Origin of the sequence: Kitasatospora sp. NPDC056076 (assembly GCF_042266305.1) — a bacterium.
In the GTDB taxonomy this organism is placed as follows: domain Bacteria; phylum Actinomycetota; class Actinomycetes; order Streptomycetales; family Streptomycetaceae; genus Kitasatospora.
The window spans coordinates 31,610-45,331 of sequence record NZ_JBHJWG010000041.1 but is presented as its reverse complement, the minus strand read 5'-3'; the positions used below and the strand labels follow the sequence as shown (position 1 = coordinate 45,331).

At 72.1% G+C, this 13,722-nt stretch carries 13 protein-coding genes and 2 tRNA genes; 5 read left to right on the top strand and 10 right to left on the bottom strand.

Annotation, left to right across the window (positions count from 1 at the left end; translation table 11 throughout):
• Nucleotides 1-21: 21 nt before the first annotated feature.
• Both ACFC1T_RS28735 and ACFC1T_RS28730 read left to right on the top strand, forming a co-directional pair.
• The gene (locus ACFC1T_RS28735; protein ID WP_375893093.1) at nt 22-861 is read left to right on the top strand and encodes a hypothetical protein; all 840 of its coding nucleotides are present in this window, start codon (nt 22-24) and stop codon (nt 859-861) included.
• A 91-nt stretch (nt 862-952) separates the two neighbouring features.
• Nucleotides 953-1,765 carry a hypothetical protein gene (locus tag ACFC1T_RS28730; protein ID WP_375893091.1) on the top strand — a complete coding sequence of 271 codons (813 nt, stop codon included), beginning with the start codon at nt 953-955 and terminating at the stop codon, nt 1,763-1,765.
• A 93-nt stretch (nt 1,766-1,858) separates the two neighbouring features.
• Here ACFC1T_RS28730 and clpX read toward each other — a convergent pair whose 3' ends face one another.
• From clpX to ACFC1T_RS28705, 5 genes are all read right to left on the bottom strand, one after another.
• Nucleotides 1,859-3,148 carry an ATP-dependent Clp protease ATP-binding subunit ClpX gene (clpX, locus tag ACFC1T_RS28725; protein ID WP_030283761.1) on the bottom strand — a complete coding sequence of 430 codons (1,290 nt, stop codon included), beginning with the start codon at nt 3,146-3,148 and terminating at the stop codon, nt 1,859-1,861.
• Between the two features lie 203 nt (nt 3,149-3,351).
• Nucleotides 3,352-4,014 (bottom strand): ATP-dependent Clp protease proteolytic subunit, encoded by a 663-nt coding sequence (locus ACFC1T_RS28720; protein ID WP_375893090.1) that lies wholly within the window; start codon nt 4,012-4,014, stop codon nt 3,352-3,354.
• A gap of 56 nt (nt 4,015-4,070) precedes the next feature.
• Nucleotides 4,071-4,685 carry an ATP-dependent Clp protease proteolytic subunit gene (locus ACFC1T_RS28715; RefSeq protein WP_329931219.1) on the bottom strand — a complete coding sequence of 205 codons (615 nt, stop codon included), beginning with the start codon at nt 4,683-4,685 and terminating at the stop codon, nt 4,071-4,073.
• Nucleotides 4,686-4,963: 278 nt separating this feature from the next.
• The gene (gene tig, locus ACFC1T_RS28710; protein WP_375893088.1) at nt 4,964-6,352 is read right to left on the bottom strand and encodes a trigger factor; all 1,389 of its coding nucleotides are present in this window, start codon (nt 6,350-6,352) and stop codon (nt 4,964-4,966) included.
• 295 nt (nt 6,353-6,647) lie between these two features.
• A tRNA-Pro gene (locus tag ACFC1T_RS28705) sits at nt 6,648-6,721 on the bottom strand.
• Between the two features lie 170 nt (nt 6,722-6,891).
• Here ACFC1T_RS28705 and ACFC1T_RS28700 point away from each other — a divergent pair.
• Nucleotides 6,892-6,962 (top strand) — tRNA-Gly (locus tag ACFC1T_RS28700).
• Nucleotides 6,963-7,029: 67 nt separating this feature from the next.
• Here ACFC1T_RS28700 and ACFC1T_RS28695 read toward each other — a convergent pair.
• Nucleotides 7,030-7,590 (bottom strand): hypothetical protein, encoded by a 561-nt coding sequence (locus ACFC1T_RS28695; protein WP_375893086.1) that lies wholly within the window; start codon nt 7,588-7,590, stop codon nt 7,030-7,032.
• A 240-nt stretch (nt 7,591-7,830) separates the two neighbouring features.
• Here ACFC1T_RS28695 and ACFC1T_RS28690 point away from each other — a divergent pair, with 240 nt between their 5' ends.
• Nucleotides 7,831-8,574 (top strand): DUF6348 family protein, encoded by a 744-nt coding sequence (locus ACFC1T_RS28690; RefSeq protein ID WP_375893084.1) that lies wholly within the window; start codon nt 7,831-7,833, stop codon nt 8,572-8,574.
• Nucleotides 8,575-8,629: 55 nt separating this feature from the next.
• Here ACFC1T_RS28690 and ACFC1T_RS28685 read toward each other — a convergent pair whose 3' ends face one another.
• From ACFC1T_RS28685 to ACFC1T_RS28670, 4 genes are all read right to left on the bottom strand, one after another.
• A complete protein-coding gene (locus ACFC1T_RS28685) occupies nt 8,630-8,827 on the bottom strand; it encodes a hypothetical protein (RefSeq protein ID WP_188304780.1) in 198 nt (65 codons plus the stop codon).
• 478 nt (nt 8,828-9,305) lie between these two features.
• Nucleotides 9,306-10,532, bottom strand: a complete 1,227-nt coding sequence (locus ACFC1T_RS28680) for a PP2C family protein-serine/threonine phosphatase (RefSeq protein ID WP_375893082.1) — start codon at nt 10,530-10,532, stop codon at nt 9,306-9,308.
• A gap of 291 nt (nt 10,533-10,823) precedes the next feature.
• Nucleotides 10,824-11,309, bottom strand: coding sequence for a ribose-5-phosphate isomerase (locus ACFC1T_RS28675; RefSeq protein ID WP_375893080.1), 486 nt, complete (start codon nt 11,307-11,309; stop codon nt 10,824-10,826).
• 54 nt (nt 11,310-11,363) lie between these two features.
• A complete protein-coding gene (locus ACFC1T_RS28670) occupies nt 11,364-11,963 on the bottom strand; it encodes a biotin transporter BioY (RefSeq protein ID WP_375893078.1) in 600 nt (199 codons plus the stop codon).
• Nucleotides 11,964-12,228: 265 nt separating this feature from the next.
• On the opposite strand from ACFC1T_RS28670, the gene ACFC1T_RS28665 reads away from it, so the two are divergent.
• Nucleotides 12,229-13,641: an amino acid permease gene (locus tag ACFC1T_RS28665; protein WP_375893076.1), complete on the top strand. Its 1,413-nt coding sequence runs from the start codon at nt 12,229-12,231 to the stop codon at nt 13,639-13,641.
• The last annotated feature ends 81 nt before the right edge of the window (nt 13,642-13,722 follow it).

The window sequence follows — 13,722 nt, the reverse complement described above, 5'->3', positions numbered from 1 at the left end:
GGCGGGGGAGCACGAGGACACATGTACGGCCAGGGACAGGGACAGCAGTATCCGCCGCCGCAGGGCCAGCCCTACGGCGGCCAGCCCTACGGCGCACCGCCGCCGCAGCAGCCCTACGGCGCCCCGCAGCCCCAGTACGGGTACCCGCCGCAGCAGCCCTACGGCGCCCCGCAACCGCAGTACGGCGTGCCCCCGCAGGGCCCGTACGGCCAGCCGGGCTACCCGGCGCCGCCGCGCAAGGGCAAGGGCGGCCTGGTGGTCGGCCTCGTCGTCGGCGCCCTGGTGCTCGGCGGCGGCGGCTTCGCCGCCTGGAAGTTCCTCGGCGCCGGCAGCGACTCGGGCGGCCGCTACAAGCTCAGCGCGCCGCAGACGCTGCTCGACGGCTACGTCCAGAAGTCGGCGAAGGAGGAGGCCGCCGACATGAGCAAGCCCGAGGTCGCCAAGGTCGGCACCGACCTGCACGCGCTGGTGGCCAGCTACAGCAAGGGCGCCGACGTCAAGAACATGGACTCGCTGTCGGTCGTCGGCATCTACGGCTCCCTCAACGACCCCGCGCAGATCATCGCCGACTCCAAGAAGGACAGCGGCGGCCTGACCTGGTCCACCCCGATGACCGACTTCCCCGCCAAGGACGGCCACGCCTCCGACGGCAAGCTCAGCTGCGGCGTCGCCAGCATCATCGGCAAGCCCGGCCCGACGGTCTGCGTCTGGGCGGACAAGTCCACCTACGGCCGGGTCACGTTCAGCCACCTCAGCCTGGGCACCACCGGCAGCACGGGCGGCAGCGACTCGGGCCTCACCCCCGACCAGGCCGCGGAGAAGACCCGCACCATCCGCGACGCCATGAAGGTCGCCCGCTGACCCGCGGCCCCGCCTGGCCGCCCCCGCAGCAGCACCACTCCGCCGGTACCCCCGGCGGTCTCCACGCGCGACGTCCCAGAAAGGGTCCCGCATGTCCGACCAGAACCCGTACGGGCCCCCGCCGCAGCCCGGGTACCCGGCGACCCCGCCGCCGGCCGCCCCCGGCTACGGCGGTGTCCCGCCGCAGGCCCCGCCGCCCGGCTACCCCGCACCCGGCGGGCCGGAGGCCGGCGGCTACCCGGGCTACCCGGGCACCCCGGAGGGCGCGCCCGGGGCCTACCCCGGTTACGGCGGGTACGCGCCGGTGCCGCCGCGCAAGTCGCGCCGCACGCTGTGGATCGTGCTCGGCACCGTCGGCGCCGTCCTGGTCGTCCTGATCGGCGTGTTCGGCTACCTCGCCTGGAACGTGACCAGCGGCACCGGCACCGAGAAGCTCGTGATGCCGGCGACCTTCAAGGACCTCAAGGCCAACGACGACCCGGCGGTGACCGGGAAGCTGCAGGACGAGCTGACCTCCAAGATCGGCCAGGGTGACGGCAATTGGAAGCCCACCGGCGTCGCCGGGGTCTACCAGGACGCGGACTCCACCCCGCAGCTGATCGCGGTCGGCGTCTACGGCAAGGTGCTGCTGCCCAAGCAGGAGCTGGACCAGATGTTCGCCGGCTTCTCCGGCGCGGGCGGCACGATCAGCGGCCGGCACGCGGTGGACCCGGGCCCCAAGGGCGGCCAGATGGAGTGCGCCACCTCGCAGAGCGGCGAGAGCAAGCTGGCCCTCTGCGCCTGGGCCGACAAGAGCACCGTCGTCATGGTGCTCAAGGGCTCCGACGACGGCACCCAGCCCGACATCGACAAGCTCGCCGTCGACACCCGCGACCTGCGCGCGGTCGCCGAGGTGCCCAAGTAGGCCCGCCCGGGCCCGCGGTGACGAAGGGGCCCCGCACCGGATTCCGGTGCGGGGCCCCTTCGCTGCCTCCGGCCGAAGGCCGTCGGCCCGGACTCAGGCGCTCTTGTCGCGGCGCTCGCGCTTGATCATGTCGCGCGGGACGAGGGTGGGGATGGCGTGCTTGGAGACGACGTCCCCGGTGACCACCACGCGGGCGACGTCCTGACGCGAGGGGACCTCGTACATCACGGACATCAGCACCTCCTCCATGATGGCCCGCAGACCGCGCGCGCCGGTGCCGCGCAGGATCGCCTGGTCGGCGATCGCCTCCAGCGCGTCCCGGGAGAACTCCAGCTCCACGCCGTCCAGTTCGAAGAGCTTGCGGTACTGCTTGACCAGCGCGTTCTTCGGCTCGGTGAGGATCTGCAGCAGCGCCTCGCGGTCCAGGTTGTGCACGCTGGTGATCACCGGCAGACGGCCGATGAACTCGGGGATCATGCCGAACTTCACCAGGTCCTCGGGCATCACCTGGCGGAAGTGGTCGCTGGCGTCCGACTCGCGCTTGGAGCGGATGTTGGCGCCGAAGCCGATGCCCTTGGCACCCGCGCGGCCCTCGATGATCCGCTCCAGGCCGGCGAAGGCACCGCCGACGATGAACAGCACGTTGGTGGTGTCGATCTGGATGAACTCCTGGTGCGGGTGCTTGCGCCCGCCCTGCGGCGGCACCGAGGCGGTGGTGCCCTCCAGGATCTTCAACAGCGCCTGCTGAACGCCCTCGCCGGAGACGTCGCGGGTGATCGACGGGTTCTCGCTCTTGCGCGCGACCTTGTCGATCTCGTCGATGTAGATGATCCCGGTCTCGGCCTTCTTGACGTCGTAGTCGGCCGCCTGGATCAGCTTGAGCAGGATGTTCTCGACGTCCTCGCCGACGTAGCCGGCCTCGGTCAGCGCGGTGGCGTCCGCGATCGCGAAGGGGACGTTCAGCATCCGGGCCAGGGTCTGCGCCAGCAGGGTCTTGCCGGAGCCGGTGGGGCCCAGCAGCAGGATGTTCGACTTGGCCAGCTCGATCGCGTCCTCGCGGCCGTTGCCGCCGCTACGGCCGGCCTCGCCCGCCTGGACCCGCTTGTAGTGGTTGTAGACCGCGACCGACAGCGCCTTCTTGGCGAGGTCCTGGCCGACCACGTACTGGTCCAGGAACTCGTAGATCTCACGCGGCTTCGGGAGCTCCTCGAAGCGGACCTCGGAGGTCTCGGCGAGTTCCTCCTCGATGATCTCGTTGCACAGGTCGATGCACTCGTCGCAGATGTACACGCCTGGGCCGGCGATCAGCTTCTTCACCTGCTTCTGCGACTTGCCGCAGAACGAGCACTTGAGCAGGTCGCCACCGTCTCCGATGCGTGCCACGAGGTGCTTCCCCTTCGCCAGGGGCCCCGCGGGGGTTCCGGGGCCTGGTGCTGTGGACCGTCCGCGCCGACGGCGCTCGGTCTCGCTATCCGACGGTACTCTGCCGGGCCCGTGATTCCGTCCTCTTCGCCGGGTCTGCCCTACGCCCTGGGCGAATTGATACCGAACAGATGCCGTGACAGCGCCCGCCGACGGAACCGGCCTCAGGAGGTCAGCGAGGTCTTGCGGGTCGAGATGATCTGGTCCACCAGGCCGTACTCCAGGGCCTCCTCGGCGGTCAGGATCTTGTCGCGCTCGATGTCCTCGCGCACCTGCTCCACCGGCTTGTTGGAGTGCTTGGAGAGCATCTGCTCCAGCTGCTCGCGCATCCGGAAGATCTCCTTGGCCTGGATCTCCAGGTCGGACACCTGGCCGCGGCCGGTCTCGGTGTACGGCTGGTGGATCAGGATGCGGGCGTTCGGCAGCGCCATCCGCTTGCCGGGGGTGCCGGCGGCGAGCAGCACGGCCGCGGCGGAGGCCGCCTGGCCCATGCAGACCGTGGTGATGTCCGGCTTGACGTACTGCATGGTGTCGTAGATGGCCGTCAGGGCCGTGAACGAGCCGCCGGGCGAGTTGATGTACATCTGGATCTCGCGGTCCGGGTCCATCGACTCCAGGCACAGCAGCTGCGCCATGATGTCGTTCGCCGAGACGTCGTCGACCTGCGAGCCGAGGAAGATGATGCGCTCCTCGAACAGCTTGGCGTACGGGTCGTACTCGCGGATGCCCTGCGTGGTGCGCTCGACGAAGCGCGGGACGATGTAGCGACCCTCGGCGCGCATGTCCTCGACGCGGGCCTTGGCGGCCGACAGGCTGGGGATGTTCATGGGGGTTCTTGTCCTCCGGGGCGTTGTGGCTGTGGTCTCGTGGGCCGGGCCGAGGCTCAGGCGCCCGTGCCGCCGCCGCCGGGGACGTCCGCGGCGCTGTGCATGATCGCGTCGATGAGGCCGTACTCCAGGGCCTCCTCCGGGGTGAACCAGCGGTCGCGGTCGGAGTCCCGGGTGATCTGCTCGAAGGACTGGCCGCTGTGGAAGGCGATCAGCTCGGACATCCGCTTCTTGGTGCGGAGCAGCTGCTCGGCCTGGATGCGGATGTCCGTGGCGGAGCCGCCGAGGCCCGCGGAGGGCTGGTGCATCAGGATGTTGGCGTTCGGCAGCGAGAAGCGCTTGCCCTTGGCGCCGGCGGTCAGCAGGAACTGACCCATCGAGGCGGCCATGCCCATGGCGATGGTGACGACGTCGTTCTTGATGTACTGCATGGTGTCGTAGATCGCCATGCCCGCCGAGATCGAGCCGCCCGGGGAGTTGATGTAGAGGAAGATGTCCTTCTCGGGGTCCGCGGCCAGCAGCAGCAGCTGCGCGGTGATCTTGTTGGCGATGTCGTCGTCGACCTGCTGGCCGAGGAAGATGATCCGCTCGTTGAGCAGCCGGTTGTAGACCTGGTCACCCAGGCCGCCGAGCACGTCACCAGAGGCGGCGTGCGGCGCCATCGGGCCCATCTGCATCTGCGGGAACGTCACTTAGCCACCTGCTCAGTCGATGTGGACGGTCGCCGGGCGGCCGTCACGGTGTCGCACAGCTTCCGGGTATCACGTCGTGATTGTTGCTGTCCAAGGACCCTAACGCGCAGGCCCGGCCGCAGAATCCCTCACGCAGAACTGTTCGCTGTGAGCGCAGGGTCGCGGGGGCACCCGGGTGCGCGGTGGGACGACGACGGGCCCGGACGCCGTAGCGGCGTCCGGGCCCGTTGCAGCGCCTCAGGGTGCTACCGGGGCACTCAGGCCTCGGTGCTCTCCTCGGTCTTCTCCTCGGCGGCGGCCTCGACGGTCTCGGCCGTCTCGTCCTCGTCGTCGAAGTTGATCTCGTTGCCCTCGGTGTCGACGACCTTGGCGGCCTCGACCACGGTGGCCAGCGCCTTGCCGCGGGCGACCTCGCCGACCAGCAGCGGAACCTGACCGCCCTGGACGACCTGCTGGGCGAACTGGTCCGGGGTGAGGCCGGAGCCGGCCGCACGGCGGATGAGGTGCTCGGTGAGCTCCTCCTGGTTGACCCCCAGCTCCTCGTTGGCGACGATCTGGTCCAGGACGAACTGGGTCTTGATGCCCTTCTTCGCCTGCTCCTCGATCTCCGCCTCCCACTCCTCGCGGGACTTGCCCTGGGTCTCCAGGTAGGTGTCGATGTTCAGACCCATCGGCTCGAGCTGGTGGTGCTCGAGGTTGTGCTTGCGGGTCTCGATCTCGTCCTTCAGGAGCTTCTCGGGGTACTCGATCTCAACCAGCGTGAGCAGCGCGTCGAGGACCTTCTCCTGGGCCTGGGTGGCCTGGTCGTACTCCTTCATGCGCTCCAGGCGCTTGCGGGAGTCGGCACGCAGGTCCTCCAGGCTGTCGAACTCGCTGGCCAGCTGGGCGAACTCGTCGTCCAGCTCCGGCAGCTCCTTCTCCTGGACGGCCGTGACGGTGACGGTGACCTCGGAGGTCTTGCCGGCCTGGGTGCCACCCTTGAGCTCGGTCTCGAAGGTCTTCTCCGCGCCGGCCGACAGGCCGATCACGGCCTCGTCGATGCCGTCGATGAGGCGGCCCGAGCCGATCTCGTAGCTGACGCCCGTGGCGGTGCCGTCGTCCGGCACCTCGCCGTCGACCTTGGCGATCAGGTCGACGACCACGATGTCGCCCTCGGCGGCGGCGCGCTCGACGTCCTTGACCGAGGAGAAGCGCTCGCGCAGCTGCTCGAGGGACTTCTCGATGTCCTCGTCGGAGACGACGATCGGGTCGACGGTCACCTCGATGGAGGAGAACTCCGGCAGGGTGATCTCCGGGCGGATGTCCACCTCGGCGGTGAACTTGAGGTCACCACCGTCGGCGATCTTCTCGACACCCTCGATGTTGGTGATGTCGGGCTGGCCGAGGACCTCGATCTTGCCCTCGTCGACGGCCTGCGTGTAGAAGCGCGGCAGGGCGTCGTTGACGGCCTCCTCCAGCACGGCACCGCGGCCGAAGCGCTGGTCGATGACGCGAGCCGGGATCTTGCCCTTGCGGAAGCCCGGAACCGTGACCTGCTGGTTGATCTTCTTGTACGCCGCGTCGAGGCTGGGCTTGAGCTCCTCGAAGGGCACCTCGACGGTGAGTCGAACCCGGGTCGGGTTCAGAGTCTCGACGGCGCTCTTCACGGTTAGGTCTCCTAGGGGCTTGCGGTCAGGTTGTCTCCGCCCGGCCCGCACGCCCGGCCGGAGCCGGTACGGGTGGGTCGGACGAGACGGGCGATGGGCGGTTGGAGCTGCATCTCCCGTGTGGGTGGACGGTGAGCTTGACTCCTCGCCCTCGGGCGGTTGACCTGGGTTGACGCCACAGGGACTACCGCCAGCGCCCCATCCTACCGGTACCACGAAAGGCGGACGCCAGGCGCCACCGTACCGCCCGAACAGAACAGGGCCCCGCCCCGGTGGGCGAGACCCTGCCGCACTGTCGGGGTGACCGGATTCGAACCGACGGCCTTCCGCTCCCAAAGCGGACGCGCTACCAAACTGCGCCACACCCCGTGGTGCCGAGAGGAAGCGTACACGCCGGGCCTGTACGGCTCGTCGACTTATTCGGGGCACGGCGGGAGCATCGCGGAAGGGGGTGCGCGCGGAGTGCGGTGTGCACGGGAGGGACCGGAGCGGGTAAGCTGTCCCCCGAACTTCCGACCGGGAACGGTCGGCGGCTTCGCGCGGGTGTAGCTCAATGGTAGAGCCCTAGTCTTCCAAACTAGTCACGCGAGTTCGATTCTCGTCACCCGCTCTTCCGGCCCGGCCCCGGTGCGCCCAGCGCACCGGGGCCGTCGGCGTTCCCGGGCCCGTGCGGCGCCTCAGAGCCCCAGCCGGGCGGCCCGGGCGGCGGCCCGGTCGAGCAGCAGGTGGACGTCGCCCTCCCGGGTGGCGGGGCGGTCGTTGTACTCGTCCGGGGAGCGCGCCGGGCGGCCGGTGGCGTGCAGCACCTCCATCAGCTGGACCCGGCCGGCCCGCACGGTCGCCGGAGTGCCGTAGCCGTACGCCAGGACGGCGGCCTGGGCGCCGAGCAGGCAGACCCGCCCGGTGGCGTCCCACATCGCGCCCTGCAGCCAGCCGTGGGCGCCGATGTAGCGGGAGGTGAGCCGCAGGTGGTCGGCGGCGGTGACCGGGACGGGCCGGGCGGGGCGGCGCAGCGCCCGGTCGAGCAGGGTGGCCCGGGGCTCCGGGTGGCCGGCGTGCCAGGGGCGCAGGACGCTCCCGTAGCGGCAGACGTACGGTCCGGGGGTGCGCGCGGGGGCGGGCAGCGAGGCGAGGTAGGCCTCCACCTCGGCGACCAGGCCGGAGCCGTCCGGGCCCGCGAGCAGGTCCGCCAGGGCGGCCGGGTGGGGCACGGGGGGCGTCGGGGCGGTGCGGGCCATGCGGGCTCTCCAGGCGGGCGGCTGTCGGGTTCCGCTCCCCAAAGTGGGGCATCCCGGACAATTCCGCGACCGCAGGGAGAAGGCGTCCGCACGGTTTCCCGCACGGCGGTCGGGCCGATAGCCTCGGCGGCGTTCGAGCGCAGTTCGAGCGCGACCCGTGGCGCCGCGCTCCCGGAGTGGAGGAGTCCCGTGGGTCCGCAGGAGCGACTGGCGGTCATACAGCGCTGTGTGGTCCGGGAGATGGCACGACTGGGCCAGGACTTCCACCCGGACGGCGAGGTGGTGCGCGGCCCCGGGACCACCGCGGTGGCGGTGCGCGAGCACCCCGGGGAGGACGGCGGCGCCGGGCACGTGGACCTCGGCTTCGTGCTCCACCTGGGCCGGGCGGACGCCCCGGTGGTGTGGGACTGCGCACCCGGCCTCGGCAAGACCGAGGAGGAGAAGCTCGCCAACGCGGTGAAGATGTGGGCGACCACCACCGCCTCGGTGCTGGTCGAGCTGGCCGACGGGCGCGGGATCCACGCCGACCGCCCGAACCTGCCCGAACTCCCGGGCTGGCGGGCGGTGCAGGGGCCGGCGGCGGTGTTCGGCTTCGGCAACGAGCACCTGGCGGCCTGGCTCGCCGAGCACCGGGTGCTGCCCGCGCTGGCGCCGGCCCTGGAGCGGGAGCTGACCGGGCCGGGACCGGTCGGGGTGAAGCTCTTCCTGGGCGGGAAGGCGGGCGACGACGTCGCCGAGGTCCGGGTGGGCGGCGAGGTGTCGGAGGCGGCCTCCGCGGCGCTGCGCGCGCTGGACTGGCCGCGCGGCGAACGGCTTTGCTGGGCGCGGCTGTTCGTGCTGCTGACGGCGGAGCGGGCGGCACCGGCCCCGGCCGCGCCGACGGGCGCCCCGGCACCCGTGCCGGCGCGTGCCCCGGCCCCGGCGGCGACGCGCCCCCGGGGACTGTTCGCCCGCTGGCGGGAGGCCCGGAGGGCCGGCCGGTAGCTGCTGCTCGCCCGCTCGCCTCCGGGGCGCGAGGGATCCGTCCGGCCCGGCCGGGTCAGCCCCCCGTGATGCTGGAGATGCTGTGCGCCAGGTTGGCCAGCAGGGAGTTGATGGAGGTCGCCATCGTGGTCTCGTGCAGCATGAAGCCGAACAGGGCGGCGACGATCGCGTGCGGGATCTTCAGCTGCTTGTTCCGGATGAAGATGATGCACAGGATCGCGAACAGGACCAGCGCGGAGACGGAGAGTGCCACCCGGACTCACTTCCTCGTTTCATAGCGTGGCGCCGCCGCCCGGCGGCACCTGCGAAGCCGGACCCCGGCCTGTCCGACGGTCCCGAGGCGGAATCGCGGACCGTCCGGCACAGCGCCGGCCGAGGAACGCGCACCGGCCCGCTGTCTGGTGTGCCGCACGTGTCGCCCCCCATCCCCCGAATCCTGAACAGTCCCGCCCGGACTCAGTGTGGTCGACCGTGCCGATTGCGTAAAGGTCTGACAGTCGGCCCGACGTCGACATTCTGCGCTGCGGGACGAGTTTCCGCCGACCGGGACGATAGCGGAGCCGTTCTGACGAATCGTCGGCGGGGCGCTGCTGAGCGGCCGGGAAACGCCCGGGGACGTGGAGCGGAGGTCGCGGATCCGCTCAGCCGACGGGCCGTCCGATATGGCCGAAGATCAGCTGCCAGGCTTGACACGACGGCCCTGCCGGTGGCACATGACGCGGACAGCCGCCTCAGTCGCGCCAGAGCAGCAGTACGGCCCGGTCGTCGTTGATGTCCCGGGCGACCGTCTCGATCAGCGCGCCCGCCGCGCCCGCACCGCTGCCCGGGGCGCCGCCGGGGACCAGCCGGTCGGCCTCCCCCATCAGCCGGTCCATGCCCTCGGCGAGGTCCCGGCCGGGCTCCTCGACCATGCCGTCGGTGCACAGCATCAGCACGTCGCCCCGGTTCAGCCGGCCGCGCACGCCGTCGAACTTGGCGCCGTCGTAGATCCCGAGCAGCGGGCCCTCGGCCTCCTTGATCTCCCAGCGCCCCTCGCCGGCCAGCCGCTGCATGCCCGGCAGGTGCCCGGCCGAGAGCAGTTCGTACTCGCCGCTGTCCAGGTCCAGCACCAGGTGGACGGCGGTGGCGAAGCCCTCCTCCCAGGACTGGCGCAGCAGGTAGCCGTTGGCGGCGGGCAGGAAGTCGTGCGCGGGCAGCGAGCCGACCAGGCCGCCGAAGGCGCCGGACAGCAGCAGGGCCCGCGAGCCCGCGTCCATGCCCTTGCCGGAGACGTCCGCGAGGACCACCTCCAGCAGCCGCTGGCCGGGGCCGGTGCGGGCGGCCACCACGAAGTCGCCGGAGAAGGACTGGCCGCCGGCCGGGCGCAGCGCCATGTCGGCGTGCCAGCCGGCCGGCAGCTCGGGCACCCGGCTCTGCACCCGCAGCCGCTCGCGCAGGTCGAACAGCATGGTGGAGCCGCCCCACCAGGGGACGCCGACCCGGGCCCGGAACTGGGCCAGCAGCAGGCCGCCGACCCCGGCGGCGCCGACCACCAGGGCCGCGCCGGGGGTGACGCCGTAGACGTAGGCCTCCGGGTTGTCGCTGGCGACCCGCTGGCCGGTGTGGATCACGGACTCGGCGGACAGCCCGAGGGCGGCCAGCGCGTACAGCACCACCAGGGAGCCGGGGCGCAGCAGCAGCGCGCCGGCCAGGATCGGCAGGACCAGGGTGGTGGGCGGGGCCCAGTCCGGGATCCAGATGTTGAGCAGGATCATCAGCGGGACGAGCAGGGCCAGCGCGCAGAGCACCGGCCAGTCGGCGGCGCCGCCGCGGAAGTAGTCGACACCGGCCGTGCGCAGCCTTCGGCGGGCCCGGCGGAGCCTCTTGCGCAGCCGGGCCGTCACGGGCTCGGACGCCGGGGCGGCGCCGGGCCTCGTCGCAGTCGTCTGGGGCGGTGCGCCCGGCGGTCTGCCAGCCATGGGGTCCGACCCTATCCACGGGTGCGGCCCGGCGTCGACGGTCCGGGGGCGGGCGGCGGCCCCGGCGCGCGGGCCGCTCAGCGGGTTTCGGCCGATCGGGCCGGTGGCGGGCACGCCGTCAGGAGGCGTGCGCCGGTTGGGCGTACGGCGCCGGCGGGCGGCGCGTGCGCCCCGCGTGCGCAGCCGTGGGCGCGCGGGCGCCTGTGGCCGACGACACAGCCGCCGGGGGCCGCGCGGACGGCGACGGCCGGCCGCACGGGAGGGTGCGGCCGGCCGTCGGTGGCGGGTGGATCAGCCCTGGGGGTGGTGGGCCGGGATCGGCGGGAGCTCGCCGGTGGTCTCGTACTCGCTCAGCATCTCGATCCGGCGGGTGTGCCGGGCCTCGCCGCTGTAGGGGGTCTTGAGGAAGACCTCGACGAACTCGGTGGCCTCGTCCTCGGTGTGCATCCGGCCGCCGATGGAGATGACGTTGGCGTTGTTGTGCTGACGGCCGAGCTCGGCGGTCTGCACGCTCCAGGCCAGCGCCGCACGGACGCCCTTGACCTTGTTGGCGGCGATCGCCTCACCGTTGCCCGAGCCGCCGATCACGATGCCGAGGGCGTCCGCGTCGGCGGCGGTGCGCTCGGCGGCGCGCAGGCAGAACGGCGGGTAGTCGTCCTCGGCGTCGTAGATGTGCGGCCCGCAGTCGACCGGCTCGTGGCCGGCCCCCTTGAGCCACTCCACGAGGTGGTTCTTCAGTTCGTATCCGGCATGGTCGGAGCCCAGGTACACGCGCATGCCATGAGTGTGGCATGCGGGTGCGCCCGGGCCCGACAACGGGGGGTCCGGGTCTCAGCGGCGGCCGAGCAGCTTCCAGGCGAGCGGCAGCGCGCCGGCGGCGAAGGCGGCCTTGAGCGCGTCGCCGACCAGGTACGGGTAGAGGCCCAGTTCGGCGGCGCGGGCCAGCGGGACGTGCAGGCTGAACGCCAGGTACGGGACGCCGACGGCGTAGATGGCCAGGCTGCCCAGCGCCATCGTCACCGCGGTGTTCAGCGGGGAGCGGTCGGCGCCGCGGCGGGCCAGCGCGCCGGTCAGGGCGGCGGCGAGGACGAAGCCGAGCACGTAGCCGAAGGACGGCATGGCCCAGCCGGAGGTGCCCTCGGCGAACCAGGGCAGGCCGGCCGCGCCGGCCAGCAGGTAGAGCGTGAGCGAGGCGACGCCGCGGCGGGCGCCCAGCGCGGTGCCGACCAGCAGGGCGGCGAAGGTCTGGCCGGTGACCGGCACCGGCGAGCCGGGCACGTTGACCGACAGCTGGGCGGCCACACCGGTCAGCGCGGCGCCGCCGACCACCAGGGCGAGGTCGCGGACCTGGGTGCCGAGGCGGGTCGAGGCGGCGGGCAGCAGGTCGGCGAGGACGGCGCGACGCGCTATCGGGGTGGTGGCAGTGGCCATCGGGGTTCCTCCGTGAGGTCCAGGTGAGTGAACACCTGTGAACCTACGCGGTGATCCACTGCGCCGATGCCACGGTTTCGGACAAAGCACCGCCCACGAAGCTTGTCGGAACCGGCTCCGGGCGACTCTCGGCGAACCGGTCGCCACGCACGGTGACCGCCCGGTCCGCATGGTGGGCCCGCGGCGGACATCGTTGGCAGGAACAGCGGGGTCCCCGGATATTGGACAGCTCATGCCGCATTCCGCACAGTCTGGATCCACCCCTATGGCCCCCACCTCCGCGCCCCAGGCGCCCGGGACCACCGAGGCTCCCCCGCCGTCCGGTGGCCAGCAGCTCAGCCACGGACTCAAGCAGCGCCACCTGTCGATGATCGCCCTCGGCGGCGTCATCGGCGCCGGCCTGTTCGTGGGCTCCGGCGCCGGCATCGCGGCCGCCGGGCCGGCGATCATCCTCGCCTTCACCCTCTCCGGCCTGCTGGTCATGCTGATCATGCGGATGCTCGGCGAGATGTCCGCCGCCCGCCCGGCCTCCGGCTCCTTCTCGGTGCACGCCGAGAAGGAGATCGGCCCCTGGGCCGGGATCACGGCCGGCTGGATGTACTGGGTGATGCTCTGCTGCGGCGTCGCCGCCGAGGCCACCGCCGCCGGGAAGATCGTCAACGGCTGGGTCCCCGGGGTCTCCGCCTGGGTCTGGGTCGCCCTGTTCATGGTCTTCTTCTGCGCCAGCAACCTCACCGCGGTGAAGAACTTCGGCGAGTTCGAGTTCTGGTTCGCCACCGTCAAGGTCGCCGCGATCATCGCCTTCCTGGTCATCGGCGGGCTCGGCGTCGCCGGCGTGATCGGCCCCGGCGCCCCCGGCAGCACCAACCTCACCGGCCAGGGCGGCTTCCTGCCCACCGGCGTCAGCGGACTGATCGTCGGCCTGCTCGCCTCGGTCTTCGCGTACGGCGGCCTGGAGACGGTCACCATCGCCGCGGCCGAGTCGGACGACCCCAAGAAGAACGTCGCCAACGCGGTGCGCACCGCGGTGTGGCGGATCGCGATCTTCTACATCGGCTCGATGGCCCTGGTGGTCACCCTGGTCTCCTGGAAGGACCCGTCGGTCGTCGCCGACGGCCCGTACGTCACGGTGCTGCGCCACCTCGGGGTGCCCGGGGCCGGGACGATCATGGAGGTGGTGGTGCTGATCGCGCTGCTGTCCGCGATGAACGCCAACATCTACGGCGCCTCCCGGATGGCGTACTCGCTGGTCGGCCGCGGCCAGGGCCCCAAGGCGCTGGCCAAGGTGTCCGGCGGGGTGCCGCGCCGGGCCGTGCTGGCCTCCTGCCTGTTCGGCTTCGGCGCCGTGCTGGCCGCCAAGTTCTGGCCGGACACCGTGTTCACCTGGCTGATGAACACCACCGGCGTCGCCATCCTGGTGGTCTGGCTGTTCATCTGCGTCGTCCAGCTGCGGATGCGCCGCCGGCTGGAGCGCGAGGCGCCCGAGCTGCTCACCGTGAAGATGTGGGGCTACCCGTACCTGACCTGGGTCGCGACGGCCGCCGTGGCCGGCATCCTCGCCCTGATGACCACCACCGAGGGCAACCGCCAGCAGCTGTACGCGGCCGGGGTGCTGGTCGTCCTGCTGAGCGGGGCCGGGCTGCTCAAGCAGCGCCGGGACGCGGCCGCGGCCCGCTGACGGACGGCTGACGGACGACGGCGAAGGCCCCGTACGGCGAAGGCCCGGTACCCACGGGGTACCGGGCCTTCGCCGTGCCCG

Excerpts from the sequence above, each read along its gene's own strand:
- ACFC1T_RS28735 (WP_375893093.1), top strand. The coding sequence starts at position 22 with ATGTACGGCCAGGGACAGGGACAGCAGTATCCGCCGCCGCAGGGCCAG.
- ACFC1T_RS28690 (WP_375893084.1), top strand. The coding sequence starts at position 7,831 with ATGGCACGACTGGGCCAGGACTTCCACCCGGACGGCGAGGTGGTGCGC.
- ACFC1T_RS28670 (WP_375893078.1), bottom strand. The coding sequence starts at position 11,963 with ATGGCCACTGCCACCACCCCGATAGCGCGTCGCGCCGTCCTCGCCGAC.
- ACFC1T_RS28695 (WP_375893086.1), bottom strand. The coding sequence starts at position 7,590 with ATGGCCCGCACCGCCCCGACGCCCCCCGTGCCCCACCCGGCCGCCCTG.
- ACFC1T_RS28730 (WP_375893091.1), top strand. The coding sequence starts at position 953 with ATGTCCGACCAGAACCCGTACGGGCCCCCGCCGCAGCCCGGGTACCCG.
- ACFC1T_RS28680 (WP_375893082.1), bottom strand. The coding sequence starts at position 10,532 with ATGGCTGGCAGACCGCCGGGCGCACCGCCCCAGACGACTGCGACGAGG.
- ACFC1T_RS28665 (WP_375893076.1), top strand. The coding sequence starts at position 12,229 with ATGGCCCCCACCTCCGCGCCCCAGGCGCCCGGGACCACCGAGGCTCCC.
- ACFC1T_RS28720 (WP_375893090.1), bottom strand. The coding sequence starts at position 4,014 with ATGAACATCCCCAGCCTGTCGGCCGCCAAGGCCCGCGTCGAGGACATG.
- ACFC1T_RS28715 (WP_329931219.1), bottom strand. The coding sequence starts at position 4,685 with ATGGGCCCGATGGCGCCGCACGCCGCCTCTGGTGACGTGCTCGGCGGC.
- ACFC1T_RS28675 (WP_375893080.1), bottom strand. The coding sequence starts at position 11,309 with ATGCGCGTGTACCTGGGCTCCGACCATGCCGGATACGAACTGAAGAAC.